The sequence below is a fragment of the Klebsiella michiganensis genome (genome assembly GCA_000963575.1).
GTDB lineage: Bacteria > Pseudomonadota > Gammaproteobacteria > Enterobacterales > Enterobacteriaceae > Cedecea > Cedecea michiganensis_A.
This window is the reverse complement of the sequence record CP011077.1, coordinates 3,388,171-3,408,786: the sequence shown is the minus strand read 5'-3', so window position 1 is coordinate 3,408,786 and position 20,616 is coordinate 3,388,171. Positions and strand designations below refer to the sequence as shown.

Annotated in this window: 16 protein-coding genes; 12 read left to right on the top strand and 4 right to left on the bottom strand. The window is 54.2% G+C overall.

What is annotated here, in order from left to right; all coding sequences use genetic code 11:
- Complete coding sequence (locus VW41_15670) at positions 1-2,142, bottom strand: phosphate acetyltransferase (protein ID AJZ92002.1); 2,142 nt, start codon at positions 2,140-2,142, stop codon at positions 1-3.
- 85 nt (positions 2,143-2,227) lie between these two features.
- Positions 2,228-3,430, bottom strand: a complete 1,203-nt coding sequence (locus tag VW41_15665; GenBank protein ID AJZ90354.1) for an acetate kinase — start codon at positions 3,428-3,430, stop codon at positions 2,228-2,230.
- Between the two features lie 338 nt (positions 3,431-3,768).
- Here VW41_15665 and VW41_15660 point away from each other — a divergent pair, with 338 nt between their 5' ends.
- The 4 genes from VW41_15660 (at position 3,769) to VW41_15645 (ending at position 7,411) form a co-directional block, all read left to right on the top strand.
- A complete protein-coding gene (locus tag VW41_15660; GenBank protein ID AJZ90353.1) occupies positions 3,769-4,224 on the top strand; it encodes a hypothetical protein in 456 nt (151 codons plus the stop codon).
- Positions 4,225-4,319: 95 nt separating this feature from the next.
- A complete protein-coding gene (locus VW41_15655; protein ID AJZ90352.1) occupies positions 4,320-4,814 on the top strand; it encodes a hypothetical protein in 495 nt (164 codons plus the stop codon).
- A gap of 13 nt (positions 4,815-4,827) precedes the next feature.
- Positions 4,828-5,487 (top strand): phosphatase, encoded by a 660-nt coding sequence (locus VW41_15650; GenBank protein AJZ90351.1) that lies wholly within the window; start codon positions 4,828-4,830, stop codon positions 5,485-5,487.
- 91 nt (positions 5,488-5,578) lie between these two features.
- Positions 5,579-7,411: a citrate transporter gene (locus VW41_15645; GenBank protein AJZ90350.1), complete on the top strand. Its 1,833-nt coding sequence runs from the start codon at positions 5,579-5,581 to the stop codon at positions 7,409-7,411.
- Positions 7,412-7,448: 37 nt separating this feature from the next.
- On the opposite strand, the gene VW41_15640 is transcribed toward VW41_15645, so the two are convergent.
- A complete protein-coding gene (locus tag VW41_15640) occupies positions 7,449-8,048 on the bottom strand; it encodes a 5'-nucleotidase (protein AJZ90349.1) in 600 nt (199 codons plus the stop codon).
- 75 nt (positions 8,049-8,123) lie between these two features.
- Positions 8,124-9,338: an aminotransferase gene (locus VW41_15635; GenBank protein AJZ90348.1), complete on the bottom strand. Its 1,215-nt coding sequence runs from the start codon at positions 9,336-9,338 to the stop codon at positions 8,124-8,126.
- Between the two features lie 1,001 nt (positions 9,339-10,339).
- Between VW41_15635 and VW41_15630 the strand changes: the two genes are divergently transcribed.
- The 8 genes from VW41_15630 to VW41_15595 all read left to right on the top strand — a co-directional run bounded on the left by VW41_15630 (position 10,340) and on the right by VW41_15595 (position 20,613).
- Positions 10,340-11,275, top strand: a complete 936-nt coding sequence (locus VW41_15630; protein AJZ90347.1) for a transcriptional regulator — start codon at positions 10,340-10,342, stop codon at positions 11,273-11,275.
- 631 nt (positions 11,276-11,906) lie between these two features.
- On the top strand, positions 11,907-12,353 hold the full coding sequence (locus tag VW41_15625) for an NADH:ubiquinone oxidoreductase subunit A (protein AJZ90346.1): 447 nt from the start codon (positions 11,907-11,909) through the stop codon (positions 12,351-12,353).
- 15 nt (positions 12,354-12,368) lie between these two features.
- A complete protein-coding gene (locus VW41_15620; protein ID AJZ90345.1) occupies positions 12,369-13,043 on the top strand; it encodes an NADH dehydrogenase in 675 nt (224 codons plus the stop codon).
- 98 nt (positions 13,044-13,141) lie between these two features.
- Positions 13,142-14,941 carry an NADH:ubiquinone oxidoreductase gene (locus VW41_15615; protein AJZ90344.1) on the top strand — a complete coding sequence of 600 codons (1,800 nt, stop codon included), beginning with the start codon at positions 13,142-13,144 and terminating at the stop codon, positions 14,939-14,941.
- 2 nt (positions 14,942-14,943) lie between these two features.
- Positions 14,944-15,444, top strand: a complete 501-nt coding sequence (locus tag VW41_15610) for an NADH dehydrogenase (protein AJZ90343.1) — start codon at positions 14,944-14,946, stop codon at positions 15,442-15,444.
- Entirely contained in the window at positions 15,441-16,787 is a 1,347-nt protein-coding gene (locus tag VW41_15605) for an NADH dehydrogenase (GenBank protein AJZ90342.1), read from the top strand. Before VW41_15610 ends, VW41_15605 begins: the two co-directional genes overlap by 4 nt.
- 128 nt (positions 16,788-16,915) lie before the next feature.
- Complete coding sequence (locus tag VW41_15600) at positions 16,916-19,639, top strand: NADH dehydrogenase (protein ID AJZ92001.1); 2,724 nt, start codon at positions 16,916-16,918, stop codon at positions 19,637-19,639.
- Positions 19,636-20,613: an NADH:ubiquinone oxidoreductase gene (locus tag VW41_15595; GenBank protein AJZ90341.1), complete on the top strand. Its 978-nt coding sequence runs from the start codon at positions 19,636-19,638 to the stop codon at positions 20,611-20,613. The genes VW41_15600 and VW41_15595 overlap by 4 nt, the downstream gene beginning before the upstream one ends.
- Positions 20,614-20,616: the final 3 nt, after the last annotated feature.

Sequence of the window (20,616 nt, the reverse complement as noted above, 5' to 3'; positions counted from 1 at the left end):
TTAGGCTTGCTGAGCGGACTGAATCGCGGTCAGCGCGATGGTGTAGACGATATCGTCAACCAGTGCGCCACGAGACAGGTCGTTAACCGGCTTGCGCATACCCTGCAGCATTGGCCCGATGGAGATCAGGTCTGCAGAACGCTGTACCGCTTTATAGGTGGTGTTACCGGTGTTCAGGTCTGGGAAGATGAACACGGTCGCACGGCCCGCAACAGGAGAGTTTGGTGCTTTAGACTTAGCCACGTCCGCCATGACCGCAGCGTCGTACTGCAGTGGGCCGTCGATGACCAGGTCAGGGCGTTTTTCCTGAGCGATACGGGTGGCTTCACGGACTTTCTCAACGTCGCTACCCGCGCCGGAGTTACCGGTGGAATAGGAGAGCATTGCAACGCGTGGGTCGATACCGAAAGCGGCCGCGGAGTCAGCGGACTGAATCGCGATTTCTGCCAGCTGTTCTGCGGTTGGATCCGGGTTGATCGCACAGTCGCCGTAAACGTAAACCTGTTCAGGCAGCAGCATGAAGAACACGGAAGACACCAGAGAACTGCCCGGTGCGGTTTTGATCAGCTGCAGCGGCGGACGGATGGTGTTCGCGGTAGTGTGAACGGCGCCGGAAACCAGGCCGTCAACTTCGTCCTGCTCGAGCATCAGGGTGCCCAGCACAACGTTGTCTTCCAGCTGCTCGCGGGCAACGGCTTCGGTCATGCCTTTGCTCTTACGCAGCTCAACCAGGCGGGCCACGTAGCTTTCGCGAACCACTTCTGGATCAACGATTTCGATGCCTGCGCCCAGCTCAACGCCCTGCGCCGCAGCAACACGGGTGATTTCATCCGGGTTACCCAGCAGCACACAGGTCGCGATACCACGTTCAGCACAGATAGCTGCCGCTTTAACGGTACGCGGTTCGTCGCCTTCCGGCAGCACAACGCGTTTACCGGCTTTACGAGCCAGTTCGGTCAGCTGGTAGCGGAACGCTGGAGGAGACAGACGACGGCTGCGCTCGGAGGTCGCGGTCAGGGATTCGATCCAGTTAGCATCGATGTGGCTGGCCACATATTCCTGCACTTTCTCGATACGCTGGTGGTCGTCGGTTGGGACTTCCAGGTTGAAGCTCTGCAGGCTCAGAGAGGTCTGCCAGGTGTTGGTTTCAACCATGAACAGCGGCAGGCCGGTGGCGAATGCACGCTCGCACAGCTTGCTGATACGCGGGTCCATTTCGTAACCACCGGTCAGCAGGATAGCGCCGATTTCCACGCCGTTCATGGCGGCCAGGCAGGCGGCAACCAGCACGTCCGGGCGATCTGCAGAGGTGACCAGCAGAGAACCTGGGCGGAAGTGTTCGAGCATGTGCGGGATACTGCGCGCACAGAAGGTTACGGACTTCACGCGGCGGGTGTTGATGTCGCCTTCGTTAACGATAGTCGCGTTCAGGTGGCGAGCCATGTCGATTGCACGGGTAGCAATCAGCTCGAAGCTCCACGGCACGCAGCCCAGAACCGGCAGCGGGCTGTCGGCAAACAGTTGCTTAGGATCGATGTTCGCGATGCTCGCTTTGCTGGAGTCATCGAAGATCTCAGACAGATCCGGACGGGTGCGGCCCTGCTCATCAACCGGGGCGTTCAGTTTGTTAATGATAACGCCGGTGATGTTGGTATTTTTGCTGCCGCCGAAGCTGCTGCGGGTCAGTTCGATACGCTCTTTCAACTGCTCCGGAGAGTCGTTGCCCAGAGACATCACGAAGACGATTTCCGCATTCAGTGTTTTGGCGATTTCGTAGTTCAGCGCCTGAGCAAACTGGTGTTTGCGGGTTGGCACCAGGCCTTCAACCAGCACAACTTCAGCATCTTTGCTGGTGGCATGGTAGTTGGCGATAATCTCTTCCATCAGCACGTCCTGCTGATTGCTGGACAGCAGGGACTCTACGTGGCCCATGTTCAGCGGCTCGGCGGCCGGGATGGTGGAGTTAGCGCGGATGATGCTGGTGGTCTGGTCCGGGCTATCGCCACCGGTACGCGGCTGGGCGATAGGTTTGAAGACGCTCAGGCGAACGCCTTTTTGTTCCATAGCACGGATAACGCCGAGGCTTACGCTGGTAAGGCCGACGCTGGTTCCGGTAGGGATCAGCATAATAGTACGGGACACGGTATAACCTCTTTCGTTTTCGCGAGCAGGGATGCTCACTCGACTCAGAAAACAACACCGCCAGCTAAGGCTGGCGGTGAGGGAATCAGGCGGTCAGGCGGGATGCATCCTGAGCGATGACCAGCTCTTCGTTGGTGGTGATAACCACCGCTGGACGGGTGCCTTCCTTGTTAATGAAGCCAGACTTGCCAAAGCGAGCAGCCAGGTTGCGCTCGTGGTCAACGTCGAAGCCCAGAACGCCCAGTTTGCCCAGGGACAGCTCGCGAACCATAGCGGCGTTTTCACCGATACCACCGGTGAAGACCACGGCGTCCAGACGGCCATCCATCAGCGCAGTGTAGGAGCCGATGTATTTCGCCAGACGGTGGCAGTAAACGTCCATTGCACGTTTAGCGTCTTCTTTCGTTGCGTAGTTGTCTTCAACGTAGCGGCAGTCGCTGGTGACTTCGGTCAGACCCAGCAGGCCGGACTCTTTGGTCAGCATTTTGTTGATGTCTTCTACGCTCATGCCCAGGGCATCGTGCAGGTGGAAGATGATAGCCGGGTCGATGTCGCCGGAGCGGGTACCCATCACCAGACCTTCCAGCGGGGTCAGACCCATGGAGGTATCAACGCATTTGCCGTTACGGATTGCAGAAACGGAACCGCCGTTGCCAAGGTGGCAGGTGATGATGTTCAGTTCATCAACCGGCTTGTTCAGCATTTTTGCGGCTTCCTGAGTCACATAGAAGTGGCTGGTGCCGTGTGCGCCGTAGCGACGCACGCCGTGCTCTTTGTACAGTTTGTACGGCAGAGCGTAGAGGAAAGATTCTTCCGGCATAGTCTGATGGAACGCGGTGTCGAAGACAGCGACGTTTTTATCAGCCAGTTTAGGGAAGGATTTCAGGGCTTCAGCGATGCCGATCAGGTGTGCAGGGTTATGCAGCGGTGCAAAAGAGGCTGAATCTTTGATACCCTGAATCACAGAATCATCGATAACAACGGAGCTGGTGTATTTTTCACCGCCGTGTACGATACGGTGACCGATTGCGGTCAACTGAGCGGACAATTCTGGTTTTTCTGCCAGAATCTTATTAACGATGAAGTTAAGAGCTTCGCTGTGAGCGGCACCTGCACCCAGAGCCGCTTCTTGTTTAGCGCCGTCCAGCTTCCACTTGATACGGGCTTCAGGAAGGTGGAAACACTCTGCTAAACCAGAAAGGTACTCTTCACCGTTTACAGCATCGATAATTGCGAATTTCAGTGATGAGCTACCGCAGTTCAGAACCAGTACTAGCTTACTCGACATGGAAGTACCTATTTTTGATACGTGGCTAAAAAAACGTCAGTGAGTCTATCAGCGTAGCGCATGATGACGCGGACATTTATGATTAACGTCATGCCAGAAGCGTTTTTCGGCATGGCGAATAAAATTACTCAGAGTTTACGCCATATCACCCGACGCTGCGGGTCACGGCGATGTAAAAGAATATTTGACAGCGTGTGGTTTCCCCACTACGGCCATCAAGGCCGGCACAGGGTAGCAGATAGAGGCTCGTAAAGACAAAATTTTTTGAACGATGTCATTTAGAGTTGCTGAGTTGCAAAATTATTTTATTTTTTATATGTAGAGTTGAGGTATGAGCCATGTCGACACCCCAGAATAGCCATGTAAGCTGGTTTAGCTTGTTCGGACGTGGGCAGCATTACTCAAAGACCTGGCCGCTGGATAAGCGCCTGTCACCGGTATTTATCGAAAACCGTGTGATTCGTGCCACGCGTTACGCCATTCGCTTTATGCCGCCGCTGGCGGTATTTACCCTGACGTGGCAAATCGCGCTGGGCGGACAGCTTGGCCCAGCGGTAGCGACGGCACTCTTTGCCTGTAGCCTGCCGATGCAAGGGCTGTGGTGGCTGGGCAAGCGTTCGGTCACGCCTTTACCGCCTTCTACATTACAGTGGTTTTATGAAGTTCGTATGAAACTGCAGGAAGCAGGGCAGGCGCTGGCACCCGTGGAGGGCAAGCCGGACTACCAGGCACTGGCGGACGTGCTGAAGCGCGCGTTCAAACAGCTGGATAAAACTTTCCTGGATGATTTGTAATTACCCTACGGTTGCGCATATAAAGGAAGGCATACTTTCTTACAGGTTATCCTCTTCATAACCTGCATTTTTCCATGAACCAAAGGAGCCCGGAAATGGAAATGACCCATGCGCAACGTCTGATTTTATCTAACCAGTATAAGATGATGACGATGATGGACCCGGATAATGCCGAACGCTATCGTCGTCTGCAGACCATCATCGAACGCGGCTATGGCCTACAAATGCGCGAACTGGATCGCGAGTTTGGCGAGCTAAAAGAGGAAACTTGCCGCATCGTCATCGACATCATGGAAATGTATCACGCGATGCATGTTTCCTGGACCAACCTGAAAGACAGCAAGGAAATCGATGAGCGTCGCGTCACTTTTATGGGGTTTGATGCCGCCACCGAAGCCCGCTTCCTCGGCTATGTTCGCTTCATGGTGAATATTGAAGGCCGCTATACCCATTTCGATGCTGGCACCCACGGTTTCAACGCCCAAACCCCGATGTGGGACAAATACCAACGAATGCTGAAGGTGTGGCACGCTTGCCCGCGTCAGTATCACTTAAGCGCCAACGAGATTGCGCAGATTATTAACGCCTGAGGAGAGACGCGTAGTGAAGTGTAAAGGTTTCTTGTTTGATTTGGATGGTACGCTGGTTGACTCCCTTCCAGCCGTCGAGCGCGCGTGGGTCAACTGGGCAAAGCGTTTTAATATTTCTCCGGAAGAAGTATTGGGCTTCATCCACGGCAAGCAGGCGATTACCTCACTGCGCCACTTTATGGCCGGTGCTTCTGAGGAAGACATTCAGCAGGAGTTTCTGCGCCTGGAGAAGCTTGAGTCTGAGGATACTGACGGTATCCAGGCGCTGCCTGGCGCGGCGGAGCTATTGGCTCACCTTAACGAAGCCGGTATTCCGTGGGCTATCGTCACGTCAGGCTCTGTGCCGGTGGCATCTGCTCGCCGCCTGGCGGGTGGGTTGCCTGAGCCGGAAGTGTTTGTGACGGCGGAACGAGTCGCGCGTGGTAAACCTGAGCCGGATGCCTATTTGCTGGGGGCTCAACTGCTCGGCCTGGAGCCGGAAGAGTGCGTGGTCGTTGAAGACGCGCCGGCGGGCGTGCTTTCAGGGCTTGCTGCCGGTTGCCACGTAATAGCGGTTAACGCCCCGGCGGATACACCCCGGCTTGAACATGTGGATTACGTTCTTTCCTCCCTTACCGAACTTCTCGTCCAGAAATCTCCGGACGGTATAGTTGAAGTGTTAAGAAAACACTAATCCCATGATTTAACCCCGCATTTGCGGGGTTTTTTTATGGCATTCTCGTCTACATTCAATTCACCAATAATCAGCCATTCAGGAACTCATTTTGAATTCGGAACTCATTTGGGTGTTGTCGTTACTGGCGGTTGCCGTCCTGCTCTTCGCCACCGGAAAAATGCGTATGGATGCGGTGGCGCTGTTGGTGATTGTCGCTTTTGTGCTTAGCGGAACATTAAGCCTCAGCGAAGCGTTTTCCGGGTTTAGCGATCCCAACGTCATTCTGATTGCTGCGTTGTTCATTATCGGTGACGGACTGGTGCGTACCGGCGTAGCCACTAAGATGGGAAGCTGGCTGGTGGACGTGGCGGGCAGTAGCGAAACCAAAATGCTGGTTCTGCTGATGGTGACGGTAGCCGGGCTGGGGGCATTTATGAGCTCCACCGGCGTGGTGGCCATTTTTATTCCTGTGGTACTCAGCGTCTCCATGCGTATGAAGATCCCGCCTTCCAGGCTGATGATGCCGCTCAGCTTTGCCGGACTGATAAGCGGCATGATGACGCTGGTCGCGACGCCGCCTAATCTGGTCATTAATAGCGAACTGCTGCGAGAAGGGCTGGAAGGCTTCCAGTTCTTTAGCGTGACGCCGATTGGCCTGGCCGTGCTGGTGCTGGGCATCTTTTATATGCTGGTGGCGCGTTTCGCGCTCAAAGGGCGTGGCGAAGAGGCGGGGAAAGAGAGCTGGAAGCGCCGTTCATTCCGCGATCTGATAAAAGAATATCGCCTGACGGGGAGAGCGCGCCGGTTGGCTATTCGCCCAGGCTCGCCGATGGTTGGCCATCGGCTTGACGATTTAAAGCTGCGTGAACGCTACGGTGCGAACGTGATTGGCCTCGAACGCTGGCGTCGTTTCCGCCGGGTGATTGTCAATGTGACCGGGGGAACGGAATTCCGCGCCCGCGATGTGTTGCTGATTGACATGTCGGCTTCTGAGATTGATTTACGTGAGTTTTGCGGCGAGCAAATGCTGGAGCCGATGATCCTTCGCGGAGAGTATTTTTCCGATCAGGCGCTGGATGTGGGGATGGCAGAAGTGTCTCTCCTGCCCGAGTCCGAGCTCACCGGGCAGACTTTGCGAGAGATGGCTTTCCGAACCCGCTACGGACTTAACGTTGTCGGCTTACGGCGGGCGGGTGAAGCCATGGAAGGATTGCTGGTGGATGAACCTATCCAGTTGGGGGACATTATACTGGTGGTCGGCGACTGGAAGCTGATTAACCAGCTTTCGCAGCAGAGCCGTGATTTCCTGGTGCTTAATTTGCCGGTAGAAGAGCGGGATGCTTCCCCGGCCCACAGCCAGGCGCCCCATGCGATTTTCTGCCTGGCGTTGATGGTGGCGCTGATGCTGACCGACGAAATACCGAACCCAATTGCCGCGATTATTGCCTGTTTGTTGATGGGCAAATTCCGCTGTATCGATATGGAAAGCGCCTACAAGGCGATTCATTGGCCGAGCATTATTCTGATTGTCGGGATGATGCCTTTTGCTTTGGCGCTCCAGAAAACCGGCGGGGTGAGTCTGATCGTGCACGGCCTGATGGAGTTTGGCGGCGGTTACGGGCCATACATCATGCTGGTATGCCTGTTTGTGATGTGCGCGGCTATCGGGTTATTTATTTCTAATACCGCAACGGCAGTGTTGATGGCTCCTATCGCACTGGCGGCGGCTAAATCAATGGGCGTGTCGCCTTATCCATTTGCGATGATTGTGGCGATGGCGGCTTCTGCGGCGTTTATGACGCCAGTTTCTTCACCGGTGAACACGCTGGTGCTGGGGCCCGGGAACTATAAGTTCAGCGACTTCGTGAAGCTCGGCGTGCCGTTTACTATCATTGTGATGATCGTGAGCGTTGTGATGGTGCCGATGCTGTTCCCGTTCTGATAGCTCCCCTCGCCCCAAAAGGGGGAGGGGGAAGCCTTTAAAGCGGCGAATCCTGGCTGATTTCATCCAGCGAAAGCTGGAAGCTCGGTACGAAGACCTGCATAAAATAATCCATCTCCGGGCTGTGCCGGTCGGCCAGCGTTTTTTCCAGGCGACTTTTAGCCAGCGAAAACTCATTATTCCCGGCGGAAAGCTCCTCCAGGCATTTCAGGTAAGCGCACAGCGCATCTGCCTGTTTCACCAGCGCTTTTTCTTCTTCACTGTAGCTGTGCTCGTCAATCAGTGGAGCCCAGATATCGCGAAGTTCTTCCGGCACCATTTCGATCAGCTTCTGCTGCGCAATCTTTTCAATGGCTTTGTATTCATGCGCGATTTGCGAATTGAAGTATTTTACCGGCGTGGGTAAATCCCCGGTCAGCACTTCGCTGGCGTCGTGATACATCGCCAGTAGCGCGATACGCTCGGCATTCACGCTGCCGTTAAACTTGCGATTTTTGATGGCGGCGAGCGCGTGGGCAACCATGGCGACCTGCAAACTGTGTTCAGACACGTTCTCGGTGCGGACATTGCGCATCAGCGGCCAGCGGTTGATCAGTTTCAGGCGGGAGAGATGGGCGAAGAAATGACTCTGACTCATGACGTTCTCGCGGTTACAACTCGGTGACGTCATTGTGAGGGGAGAAGGGGGACATTGCAAATGCCCCCGAATGGCTTACTGATGATAGTGGCCGAGGAAACGACCCAGTTTGGCTATCGACATTTCCAGGTCATCAATGCGCGGCAGCGTAACAATACGGACGTGATCCGGCCACGGCCAGTTAAATGCCGTCCCCTGAACCAGAAGCACTTTTTCCTGCAGCAGGAAGTCCAGCACCATTTTCTGGTCGTCATGGATGTTGAAGCGTTTTGCGTCAATTTTCGGGAACATATACAGCGCCCCGCGAGGTTTAACGCAGGAAACACCAGGAATTTCGTTAATCAATTCCCAGGCACGGTTACGCTGCTCGTACAGGCGGCCGCCCGGCACAATAAATTCGCTGATGCTTTGGTAGCCCCCAAGAGCGGTCTGAATAGCATGTTGAGCAGGGACGTTGGCGCACAGGCGCATTGAGGCCAACATCTCCAGACCTTCTATATAGCCTTTCGCATGTTTCTTCGGCCCGTTAAGTACCATCCAACCCTGACGGAAACCGGCCACGCGGTAGGTTTTTGACAGACCGTTAAAGGTAATGGTGAGCAGATCCGGCGCCAGGGCAGCGATCGAGTGATGTTCGGCGTCGTCATAGAGAATTTTGTCGTAGATCTCATCGGCAAAGATTATCAGGTTATGCTGACGCGCAATTTCTACAATCTCTAACAGCAGTTCTTTGGAATAAACGGCGCCGGTAGGGTTGTTCGGATTGATAATCACAATGCCGCGAGTGCGCGGAGTGATTTTAGCGCGGATATCGTCCAGATCCGGGAACCAGTCTGAGCTCTCGTCACACAGATAATGCACCGCTTTACCGCTCGACAAGGAAACCGCGGCTGTCCAAAGCGGGTAGTCCGGCGCGGGAACCAGCATTTCATCCCCGCTGTTAAGCAGCGCCTGCATTGACTGGACAATCAGCTCGGAAACGCCGTTACCGATGTAGATATCTTCCGTAGTGACATCCCGCATCCCACGAGCCTGATAGTGCTGCATGATGGCCTTACGGGCAGAAAACAGCCCTTTAGAATCGCAATATCCCTGGGCTGTCGGAAGATTACGGATCACATCAACAAGGATCTCATCCGGCGCTTCGAAACCGAACGGCGCGGGGTTACCGATGTTGAGTTTAAGCACTTTGTTGCCTTCTTCTTCGAGGCGTTTTGCCTCTTTGAGTACCGGGCCACGGATGTCATAACAGACATTATCAAGTTTGCTGGATTTTTCGATGGGGGACATGAAGCTTCGACCTTTGTTGTTAATTTCGCGTCCTGCCGTGGAAGCGCACCGCCACAATGTACTCCTGCTGCAGCAAGATTTGAAGGATGAGGCTTGAAGAAACGCCATTTATCTTTTCAGCACAATGTATAAGTCGCAATGCGCCCTTAAAAACATTGATAGTGAAATAAACTGCATATTTATTTTATGGAAGATTAAAAATCCACGTTATAGTTTTGGTGTGATGCTATTCTCTGCTTAGTGCTCTGTACTAAGCGAGAGGTTCTGTGGATGTAAAGGTGTTGTCGCTAAACATAAGGAAAAATTAATATTCATGGCCGAAACATTAAGGGATTAATCACGAGGTAGTTAAAGAGATGTATATCAAAAGATTGAGCAATGTAATAGATAAATACCTCGGCAATAATTAAGCGTCTTTTATTATGGCTTGCGGGTGAGTTCAAAAAACGCTGTAAATAATCAACAAGGTGGAAACCACAAAAAGAGAATGAGATCAGATAATTCGTAATAAGTGTTATAAAACATACTGTTTTACTGTAAGATGGACTACGAAAAATGGTAGGTTTTAGAAGTCGATAAGCGCCGCAGTACCGTGGTTTTATCGGTGTTTTAAAATATTTCTATTATTATTCAACTGGTTGCGTGGTTTGGCCGGTTTATGCCTTCCGCTGTGTTTCAACCCGTTAAATAATCATATAAAAGCTTATTAAAAGTCGTTTCTCGAAGCTGATTTAGCTTTATAACTCAGTTTTAAAATAGCTAACTGGTACGATGAGTTAGTGGTTTTTCTCTTATCTTGACCTGCATAATATCCCGATAGGTCATGTTTCAGATAATTGTGACATGTCCGGGAATACAAAAATAACAAACAGAAGCGTCGCTAACGTATGCGGCCACGACTACCGGAGACATTCGGTAAAAGGAATTGCTTTATCTCTTTGATAAATCATAGCAATACAACCAGGGCAGACTCGAAAGAGCAACCTATTAGTGAACAAATTATGATTAACGCAAATCGTCCGATACTGAACCTCGACCTCGATCTGCTGAGGACATTCGTTGCGGTCGCCGATCTCAATACTTTTGCTGCCGCCGCCGCTGCAGTATGCCGCACTCAATCCGCTGTTAGCCAACAGATGCAGCGCCTTGAGCAATTAGTCGGGAAAGAACTTTTTGCCCGACATGGCCGTAATAAACTGCTCACCGAGCACGGCATTCAGCTGCTGGGTTATGCGCGTAAAATCCTTCGCTTCAATGATGAAGCGTGCTCTTCCCTGATGTTTAACAATCTGCAAGGGTCGCTTACTCTTGGCGCCTCTGATGAAACGGCGGACACCATCTTGCCGTTCCTGTTAAATCGCATCAGTTCGGTTTACCCCAAGCTGGCGCTGGACGTCAGGGTCAAACGCAATCCGTTCATGATCGAAATGCTCAATCAGCATGAGGTCGATCTGGTGGTGACGACATCAAACCCCTCTAACTTTGATGCCATTGTCCTGCGCACCTCGCCCACCTTGTGGTACTGCGCCGCTGATTATGTGTTCCAGAGTGGAGAAGCGTTGCCGCTGGTGATGCTGGACGACCCAAGTCCGTACCGCGATATGATGCTAGAACATCTTGATGCCAGCCAGACGCCATGGCGTATTTCTTATGTCGCCTCCACGCTTGCCGCCGTGCGGGCAGCGGTCAAAGCAGGGTTGGGCGTGACTGCCAGACCGGTTGAAATGATGAGCCCGGAGCTTCGTGTCCTGGGAGCTTCCGAAGGGCTGCCGGTGTTACCTGAAACCCAATATCTGCTGTGTAAAAACCCTGAAAGCGGTAATGAGCTGGCACAGGCGATATTCAGCGCACTGGCGACGCCGGAGAATCCTTACCGCTACAACACGGCGGGAACCGAAGGGGACGACACGCTGCTGGTCGAAGGGGATTTTGAGTAGCAGTCGGTTGACTAGTTGGTAACAAAATATTAAAGACTGAAAATGGGCCGTTGGTGGTTTTTTTTACACCAATGGCCCGTTTTTTATACCTGATTTTCATTAAATCACGGTCTCTTCCATCTTTTATAACAAATTCAATGTATTGGCTGTGTATCCAATTTTGTTCGTTTTATGTGCAAAAACTTCGCGCAATGGCCAGGTAATGTTAAAAAACGAATAACAATGTTGCTTCTTTTTGAAGTGGATTAACAAAAGCGTGTCTCAGATCAAGAAAATACTCCCTCTTGGGGGGAGGAATAGTTGTGATTTCCTGCCAAAATATAGGGGCTGTTTATTTTTTCACACGGAACGGACACGATTCACCCTCATCTAAATCTGGTCTTTACGCGAGTGTTGATGAGTTTTAACGCATTAAATGTTAATGAATTGCTGTCGGTGTAAATTAATGTGTGGATACTTTTGTTAAAGTTGACAAAAGGTTATAGAAAGGAGTAAAAAACCCCATCAATTGGCTGCCTACGCATTATTTCCGGTAGTTATTGTACGGTTGATTGTTCCTCCCCATGAATCGATGTGGCGTTCATCTGCCAACAAGAGCAGAGATTTTGGCGTCACTTTTGATGAGTAAGCAATGAGTATGTCAACATCCACTGAAGTTATCGCTCATCACTGGGCGTTCGCTGTCTTTCTTATTGTCGCCATTGGCCTGTGCTGTTTGATGCTTGTCGGGGGCTGGTTCCTTGGCGGAAGAGCTAAGGCACGGCACAAAAACACCCCATTCGAGTCGGGCATCGACTCCGTTGGTACGGCGCGTCTACGTCTCTCCGCCAAGTTTTACCTGGTCGCCATGTTCTTCGTTATCTTTGACGTGGAAGCCTTGTATCTCTACGCGTGGTCAACTTCTATCCGTGAAAGCGGCTGGATTGGCTTCGTCGAGGCCGCAATTTTCATTTTAGTGCTACTGGCTGGTCTGGTTTATCTGGTGCGTATTGGCGCTCTGGATTGGACTCCTGCGCGTTCGCGTCGTGAGAAAATCAACCCGGAAACAGACAGTCTCACTAACCGTCATACGCAGTAATAGCGAGGCAATAAGATGGACTATACGCTCACCCGCATAGACCCCAACGGTGAGAATGACCGTTACCCCCTGCAAAAGCAGGAGATCGTAACCGATCCCCTCGAACAAGAGATTAACCGCAGCGTTTACATGGGCAAGCTCGAGCATGCCATGCATGATGTGGTGAACTGGGGTCGTAAAAACTCAATCTGGCCATACAACTTTGGCCTTTCCTGCTGCTATGTAGAGATGGTGACCTCGTTTACCGCTGTACATGACGTGGCGCGTTTCGGTGCAGAAGTTTTACGTGCTTCTCCTCGTCAGGCTGACCTGATGGTGGTGGCCGGTACCTGCTTCACCAAAATGGCTCCGGTAATTCAGCGCCTTTACGATCAGATGCTGGAACCTAAATGGGTTATTTCCATGGGTGCCTGCGCTAACTCTGGCGGCATGTACGACATCTATTCCGTTGTGCAGGGCGTAGATAAATTTATCCCGGTTGATGTTTACATCCCAGGCTGCCCGCCGCGTCCGGAGGCTTACATGCAGGCGCTGATGCTGCTGCAGGAGTCTATCGGCAAAGAGCGTCGCCCGCTGTCGTGGGTTGTTGGCGATCAGGGCGTTTACCGCGCCAACATGCAGTCCGAGCGTGAGCGTAAGCGCGGCGAGCGTATCGCGGTAACCAACCTGCGGACGCCGGACGAGATTTAATTAGCGCCTGCGATCAGTGAGCGTCTTTGTATATCAATAATATAAAAGCAAAGACACTGAGCGCAGTCACCACAGAACCATTTGCAATGGTGAGAACTATGACCGATTTAACCGCGCAAGACGCCGCTATGCCAGCCTGGCAGACAAGGGATCACCTGGATGATCCGGTCATTGGCGAATTGCGTAACCGTTTTGGGCCGGATGCCTTTACCGTTCAGCCAACCCGCACCGGGGTACCCGTAGTTTGGGTTAAGCGTGAACAGTTACTGGAAGTGGTCGATTTCCTCAAGAAATCACCAAAACCCTACGTTATGCTGTTCGACCTGCATGGCATGGATGAGCGTCTACGCACACACCGCAACGGTTTACCGGCTGCGGATTTTTCCGTTTTCTACCACCTGATTTCCATTGAACGCAATCGCGATATCATGCTCAAGGTGGCGTTGTCTGAAAACGATCTTAATCTGCCGACGCTGACAAAACTCTTCCCGAACGCCAACTGGTACGAGCGTGAAACATGGGAGATGTTTGGCATCACCTTTAATGGCCACCCGCACCTGACGCGCATCATGATGCCGCCGACCTGGGAAGGCCACCCGCTGCGTAAAGACTACCCGGCGCGCGCCACAGAATTCGATCCGTTTATCCTGACTAAACAGAAAGAAGACCTGGAAATGGAGGCGCTGACCTTCAAGCCTGAAGAGTGGGGCATGAAGCGCAGCAGCGAGCATGAAGACTTCATGTTCCTGAACCTGGGGCCAAACCACCCATCCGCACACGGTGCTTTCCGTATCATCCTGCAGCTGGACGGCGAAGAGATAGTCGACTGCGTGCCGGATATCGGCTACCACCACCGTGGCGCTGAAAAAATGGGTGAGCGTCAGTCCTGGCACAGCTACATTCCGTATACTGACCGTATCGAGTACCTCGGCGGCTGCGTCAACGAAATGCCTTACGTGCTGGCGGTTGAAAAGCTGGCTGGCATCGTGGTGCCTGAGCGCGTTGAAGTTATCCGCGTTATGCTTTCCGAGCTGTTCCGCATCAACAGCCACCTGCTTTACATCTCCACCTTTATTCAGGACGTGGGCGCCATGACGCCGGTCTTCTTCGCCTTTACCGATCGCCAAAAAATTTACGATCTGGTGGAAGCGATTACCGGTTTCCGTATGCACCCGGCCTGGTTCCGCATCGGCGGTGTTGCACACGATCTGCCGAAGGGCTGGGAGCGTCTGCTGAAAGAGTTCCTGGAGTGGATGCCGAAGCGCCTGGATTCTTATGAGAAAGCTGCGCTGCGCAACACCATCCTGAAAGGCCGTTCCCAGGGCGTTGCAGCCTATACCGCGAAAGAAGCGCTGGAGTGGGGCACCACCGGTGCTGGCCTGCGTGCCACCGGTATCGACTTCGACGTGCGTAAGGCTCGCCCTTACTCTGGCTACCAGAACTTCGACTTCGAAGTCCCGGTTGGCGGTGGCATCAGCGACTGCTACACCCGAGTCATGCTGAAAGTGGAAGAACTTCGCCAGAGCCTGCGCATTCTTGAGCAGTGCCTGAAAAATATGCCAGCCGGCCCGTTCAAAGCGGATCACCCGCTGACCACGCCGCCGCCGAAAGAGCGCACGCTGCAGCATATCGAAACCCTGATCACTCACTTCCTGCAGGTTTCCTGGGGCCCGGTCATGCCGGCCAACGAATCCTTCCAGATGATTGAGGCAACGAAAGGGATTAACAGTTACTACCTGACCAGTGACGCTAGCACCATGAGCTACCGTACCCGTATTCGTACCCCGAGCTTTGCGCACCTGCAGCAAATTCCGGCGGCGATCCGCGGCAGCCTGGTTTCAGACCTGATTGTCTATCTGGGTAGTATCGATTTTGTAATGTCTGATGTGGATCGCTAACTATGCACGATAACCAACAAAACCAGGCTGAGGCTTTTGAGCTGAGTGCGGCAGAGCGTGAGGCGATTGAGCACGAGAAACACCATTACGAAGATGCCCGTGCGGCCTCTATCGAAGCGCTGAAAATCGTTCAGAAACAGCGCGGCTGGGTGCCAGATGGCGCCATCTACGCGATTGCTGACGTGCTGGGTATCCCGGCGAGCGACGTAGAAGGCGTGGCCACGTTCTATAGCCAAATCTTCCGCCAGCCGGTAGGCCGCCACGTAATTCGCTACTGCGACAGCGTGGTTTGCCATATCACCGGCTACCAGGGCATTCAGTCAGCTATCGAAGCTAAGTTGAACATCAAACCGGGCCAGACCACGTTTGATGGCCGTTTCACCCTGCTGCCTACTTGCTGCCTGGGTAACTGCGACAAAGGGCCGACCATGATGATTGATGAGGATACTCACAGCCATCTGACGCCGGAAGCCATCCCTGACTTGCTGGAGCAGTATAAATGAAGACGATTATTCGTACTGCCGAAACCCATCCGCTGACCTGGCGTCTGCGCGATGACAAACAGCCGGTCTGGCTTGACGAATACCGTAGCAAAAACGGCTATGAAGGCGCGCGTAAGGCGCTGACCGGCATGGCGCCGGACGAAATCGTTAATGCGGTAAAAGACGCTGGCCTGAAAGGGCGCGGCGGCGCGGGCTTCTCCACCGGCCTGAAGTGGAGCCTGATGCCAAAAGACGAGTCCATGAACATCCGTTACCTGCTGTGTAACGCCGATGAAATGGAGCCGGGCACCTATAAAGACCGCCTGCTGATGGAACAGCTGCCGCACCTGCTGGTGGAAGGCATGCTGATTTCTGCTTTTGCGCTGAAAGCTTACCGCGGCTACATCTTCCTGCGCGGTGAGTACATTGAAGCGGCTGTGCATCTGCGCCGCGCAATCGCTGAAGCCACCGAAGCGGGCCTGCTTGGTAAAAACATTCTGGGTTCCGGTTTTGACTTCGAGCTTATCGTGCACACCGGCGCCGGGCGTTATATCTGCGGGGAAGAAACTGCGCTGATTAACTCCCTGGAAGGCCGCCGTGCGAACCCGCGCTCTAAGCCACCGTTCCCGGCATCAAGCGGCGTTTGGGGTAAACCGACCTGTGTAAACAACGTCGAAACCCTGTGTAACGTACCGGCGATTCTGGCTAACGGCGTGGAGTGGTATCAGGGCATTGGCGGCGGCATGAGTAAAGATGCCGGTACCAAGCTGATGGGCTTCTCTGGCCGCGTCAAAAACCCTGGCGTCTGGGAACTGCCGTTTGGCACCACTGCCCGTGAGATCCTGGAAGAATACGCCGGCGGCATGCGCGATGGCCTGAAGTTCAAAGCCTGGCAGCCGGGCGGGGCGGGGACCGACTTCCTGACGGAAGCGCACCTCGACCTGCCGATGGAATTTGAAAGTATTGGTAAAGCAGGCAGCCGTCTCGGTACGGCGCTGGCAATGGCGGTAGACCATGAAATCGGTATGGTGCCGCTGGTGCGTAACCTGGAAGAGTTCTTTGCCCGTGAATCCTGCGGCTGGTGTACACCGTGCCGCGATGGTCTGCCGTGGAGCGTAAAAATCCTGCGCGCGCTTGAGCGTGGCGAAGGACAGCCAGGGGATATTGAAACCCTTGAGCAGCTTTGCCGCCATCTGGGACCGGGTAAAACTTTCTGTGCCCACGCACCGGGTGCCGTTGAGCCATTGCAGAGTGCGATTAAATATTTCCGCGACGAATTCGAAGCAGGCATTGCCAAACAGGATTACGGAAATCTGCGTGCCATTAATGGTATTCAGCCGAACCTGTTAAAAACGCGCTGGTGATATCGCCCCTCACCCCGGCCCTCTCCCCTAAGGGGAGAGGGAGAAAGCGAAAACGGGTGAGGGTGCATTGCACAAGAATTTTTGATTAACGCCTGAAGTTATTCAGGCCAACTGGAAGCATGCTGACTATGGCTACGATTCATGTAGACGGCAAAGAATACGAGGTCAACGGAGCAGACAACTTGCTGGAAGCTTGTCTCTCCCTCGGTCTTGATATTCCTTATTTTTGCTGGCATCCGGCGCTGGGCAGCGTCGGTGCTTGCCGCCAGTGTGCGGTGAAGCAATATCAGAACGCGGAAGATACCCGTGGTCGCCTGGTGATGTCCTGTATGACACCGGCCTCCGATGGGACATTCATCTCTATTGATGATGGCGAAGCGAAACAGTTCCGTGAAAGCGTTGTGGAATGGTTGATGACCAACCACCCACACGACTGTCCGGTCTGTGAAGAAGGCGGCAACTGCCACCTGCAGGATATGACCGTCATGACCGGTCATAGCTTCCGTCGCTATCGCTTTACCAAGCGTACTCACCGCAATCAGGATCTCGGTCCGTTCATCTCTCACGAAATGAACCGCTGTATCGCCTGTTACCGCTGTGTGCGTTACTACAAAGACTATGCAGACGGTAAAGATCTGGGCGTTTACGGCGCGCACGACAACGTCTACTTCGGTCGCCCGGAAGACGGCACGCTGGAAAGCGAGTTCTCCGGTAACCTGGTAGAGATTTGCCCGACCGGCGTATTTACCGACAAAACGCACTCCGAACGCTACAACCGTAAGTGGGATATGCAGTTCGCACCGAGCATCTGCCAGCAGTGCTCGCTGGGCTGTAACACAAGTCCAGGTGAACGTTACGGTGAACTGCGCCGTATCGAAAACCGCTACAACGGCACCGTGAACCACTACTTCCTGTGCGACCGCGGTCGTTTCGGTTACGGCTATGTAAACCTGAAAGACCGTCCGCGTCAGCCTGTTCAACGTCGTGGCGATGACCTGATTACCCTGAACGCCGAGCAGGCTATGCAGGGCGCGGCGGATATCCTGCGTCAGTCGAAGAAAGTGATTGGCATCGGTTCTCCGCGCGCGAGCGTGGAAAGCAACTTCGCTCTGCGCGAGCTGGTTGGGGCCGAAAACTTCTACACCGGTATTGCAGCAGGTGAGCAGGCTCGTCTGCAGCTGATGCTGAAAGTGCTGCGTGACAGCGGCATCCATACTCCTGCGCTGCGTGAAATCGAATCTTACGACGCCGTGCTGATCCTGGGTGAAGATGTTACCCAGACCGGCGCTCGTGCCGCGCTGGCTATCCGCCAGGCGGTGAAAGGGAAGGCGCGTGAAATGGCGGCGGCGCAGAAAGTTGCTGACTGGCAGATCGCCGCAATCCTGAACATCGGGCAGAACGCTAAGCACCCGCTGTTTGTGACCAACGTAGACAGCACCCGCCTGGATGATATCGCCGCATGGACTTACCGTGCCCCGGTTGAAGATCAGGCCCGCCTTGGCTTTGCCATTGCCAATGCGCTGGACAGCAACTCTCCGGCCGTTGAACTGGGAAGGGACCTGAAGAATAAAGTCGACGTTATCGTGCAGGCGTTGGCCGGCGCGAAGAAGCCGTTGATTGTTTCAGGGACTAACGCCGGGAGCGAAGCGGTGATTCAGGCCGCGGCAAACGTGGCTAAAGCGCTGAAAGGCCGTGGTGCAGACGTCGGCGTAACGATGATTGCCCGTGCGGTAAACAGCGTTGGTCTCGGCATGATTGGCGGCGGCTCTCTGGAAGAAGCCTTGAGCGAGCTGGAAAGCGGCGCTGCCGATGCGGTAGTGGTGCTGGAAAACGACCTCCATCGTCATGCTTCCGCCGCCCGCGTAGACGCGGCGCTGAGCAAAGCCCCTCTGGTGATGGTTATTGACCATCAGCGCACGGCCATCATGGATAAAGCACACCTTGTTCTTTCCGCGGCGAGCTTCGCAGAAAGCGATGGGACGGTGATTAACAACGAAGGCCGCGCCCAGCGCTTCTTCCAGGTTTACGATCCGGCTTACTACGACACCAGCGTGACGATGTTCGAAAGCTGGCGCTGGCTGCACTCCCTGCACAGCACCGTGCAGAGCCGTGACGTTGACTGGACGCAGCTTGACCATGTGATTGACGCGTGCGTGAAGGTATTGCCTCAGTTAGCCGGTATTAAAGATGCCGCGCCGGATGCTTCCTTCCGTATCAAAGGCCAGAAGCTGTCCCGTTCTCCAATCCGTTCGAGCGGACGCACCGCAATGCGCGCCAACATCAGCGTGCACGAACCGCGTCAGCCACAGGATAAAGACACCATGTTTGCCTTCTCTATGGAAGGGAACAACAGCCCGCTGGCCGACCGTCAGCAGATTCCGTTTGCCTGGGCACCAGGCTGGAACTCCCCGCAGGCATGGAACAAATTCCAGGCCGAAGTGGGCGGTCATCTGCGCCACGGCGATCCGGGCGTGCGCCTGATCGAAGCTTCTGACACTGGTCTGGACTACTTCACTTCCGTGCCGGACACCTTCCACGCGGAAGAGGGCAAGTGGCGTATCGCGCCGTACTACCACCTGTTTGGTAGCGACGAGATGTCCCAGCGTTCTCCGGTGTTCCAGAAGCGTATGGTTGAGCCTTACATCAAGCTGAATCCGGCCGATGCCGCGAAGCTTGGCGTTAACGCCGGGAGCCTGATCTCCTTCAGCTACGAAGGTCAGACGCTGAGTCTGCCGCTGCAGCTGTCCGAGGGTCTGGTTGCAGGGCAGGTAGGTCTGCCGATGGGTATGCCGGGGATTGCGCCAGTGCTTGCCGGTGCTCGTCTTGAAAATCTGCAGGAGGCTGCGCAATGAGCTGGCTGACACCGGAAGTTATCGACATTCTGCTGAGCATCCTCAAAGCGGTTGTCATTCTGCTGGTCGTGGTGACCTGTGGGGCATTCATGAGCTTCGGCGAACGCCGTCTGCTCGGTCTGTTCCAGAACCGCTACGGACCAAACCGCGTAGGCTGGGGTGGCTCACTCCAGCTGGTTGCGGACATGATCAAGATGTTCTTTAAAGAGGACTGGATCCCTAAGTTCTCGGACCGCGTGATCTTTACGCTGGCGCCGATGATCGCGTTCACCTCGCTGCTGCTGGCCTTTGCCATTGTGCCGGTCAGCCCAAGCTGGGTGGTTGCGGATCTGAACATCGGGATCTTGTTCTTCCTGATGCTGGCGGGCCTGGCGGTGTACGCCGTGCTGTTCGCCGGCTGGTCCAGTAACAACAAATACTCCCTGCTTGGTGCGATGCGTGCTTCCGCGCAGACCCTGAGCTATGAAGTGTTCCTGGGGCTTTCCCTGATGGGCGTGGTGGCGCAGGCCGGTTCCTTTAATATGGCCGACATCGTCAACAACCAGGCGCATCTGTGGAATATCATCCCGCAGTTCTTCGGCTTCGTGACCTTCGCGATTGCCGGCGTTGCGGTTTGCCACCGTCACCCGTTTGACCAACCGGAAGCCGAGCAGGAACTGGCCGACGGTTATCACATCGAATATTCCGGTATGAAGTTCGGTCTGTTCTTCGTCGGGGAATACATCGGCATCGTCACCGTTTCTGCGCTGATCGTGACGCTGTTCTTTGGTGGCTGGCATGGCCCGTGGTTACCGCCGTTCATCTGGTTCGCGCTGAAAACCGCGTTCTTCATGATGATGTTCATTTTGATTCGCGCCGCACTGCCTCGTCCACGTTATGACCAGGTGATGTCCTTTGGCTGGAAAGTTTGCCTGCCGCTGACGCTTATCAACTTGCTGGTGACCGCCGCGGTCATTCTTTACCAGGCACCATAAGGG

Excerpts from the sequence above, each read along its gene's own strand:
- VW41_15600 (AJZ92001.1), top strand. The coding sequence starts at position 16,916 with ATGGCTACGATTCATGTAGACGGCAAAGAATACGAGGTCAACGGAGCA.
- VW41_15595 (AJZ90341.1), top strand. The coding sequence starts at position 19,636 with ATGAGCTGGCTGACACCGGAAGTTATCGACATTCTGCTGAGCATCCTC.
- VW41_15655 (AJZ90352.1), top strand. The coding sequence starts at position 4,320 with ATGGAAATGACCCATGCGCAACGTCTGATTTTATCTAACCAGTATAAG.
- VW41_15665 (AJZ90354.1), bottom strand. The coding sequence starts at position 3,430 with ATGTCGAGTAAGCTAGTACTGGTTCTGAACTGCGGTAGCTCATCACTG.
- VW41_15605 (AJZ90342.1), top strand. The coding sequence starts at position 15,441 with ATGAAGACGATTATTCGTACTGCCGAAACCCATCCGCTGACCTGGCGT.
- VW41_15615 (AJZ90344.1), top strand. The coding sequence starts at position 13,142 with ATGACCGATTTAACCGCGCAAGACGCCGCTATGCCAGCCTGGCAGACA.
- VW41_15625 (AJZ90346.1), top strand. The coding sequence starts at position 11,907 with ATGAGTATGTCAACATCCACTGAAGTTATCGCTCATCACTGGGCGTTC.
- VW41_15610 (AJZ90343.1), top strand. The coding sequence starts at position 14,944 with ATGCACGATAACCAACAAAACCAGGCTGAGGCTTTTGAGCTGAGTGCG.
- VW41_15620 (AJZ90345.1), top strand. The coding sequence starts at position 12,369 with ATGGACTATACGCTCACCCGCATAGACCCCAACGGTGAGAATGACCGT.
- VW41_15640 (AJZ90349.1), bottom strand. The coding sequence starts at position 8,048 with ATGAGTCAGAGTCATTTCTTCGCCCATCTCTCCCGCCTGAAACTGATC.
- VW41_15630 (AJZ90347.1), top strand. The coding sequence starts at position 10,340 with ATGATTAACGCAAATCGTCCGATACTGAACCTCGACCTCGATCTGCTG.
- VW41_15660 (AJZ90353.1), top strand. The coding sequence starts at position 3,769 with ATGTCGACACCCCAGAATAGCCATGTAAGCTGGTTTAGCTTGTTCGGA.
- VW41_15635 (AJZ90348.1), bottom strand. The coding sequence starts at position 9,338 with ATGTCCCCCATCGAAAAATCCAGCAAACTTGATAATGTCTGTTATGAC.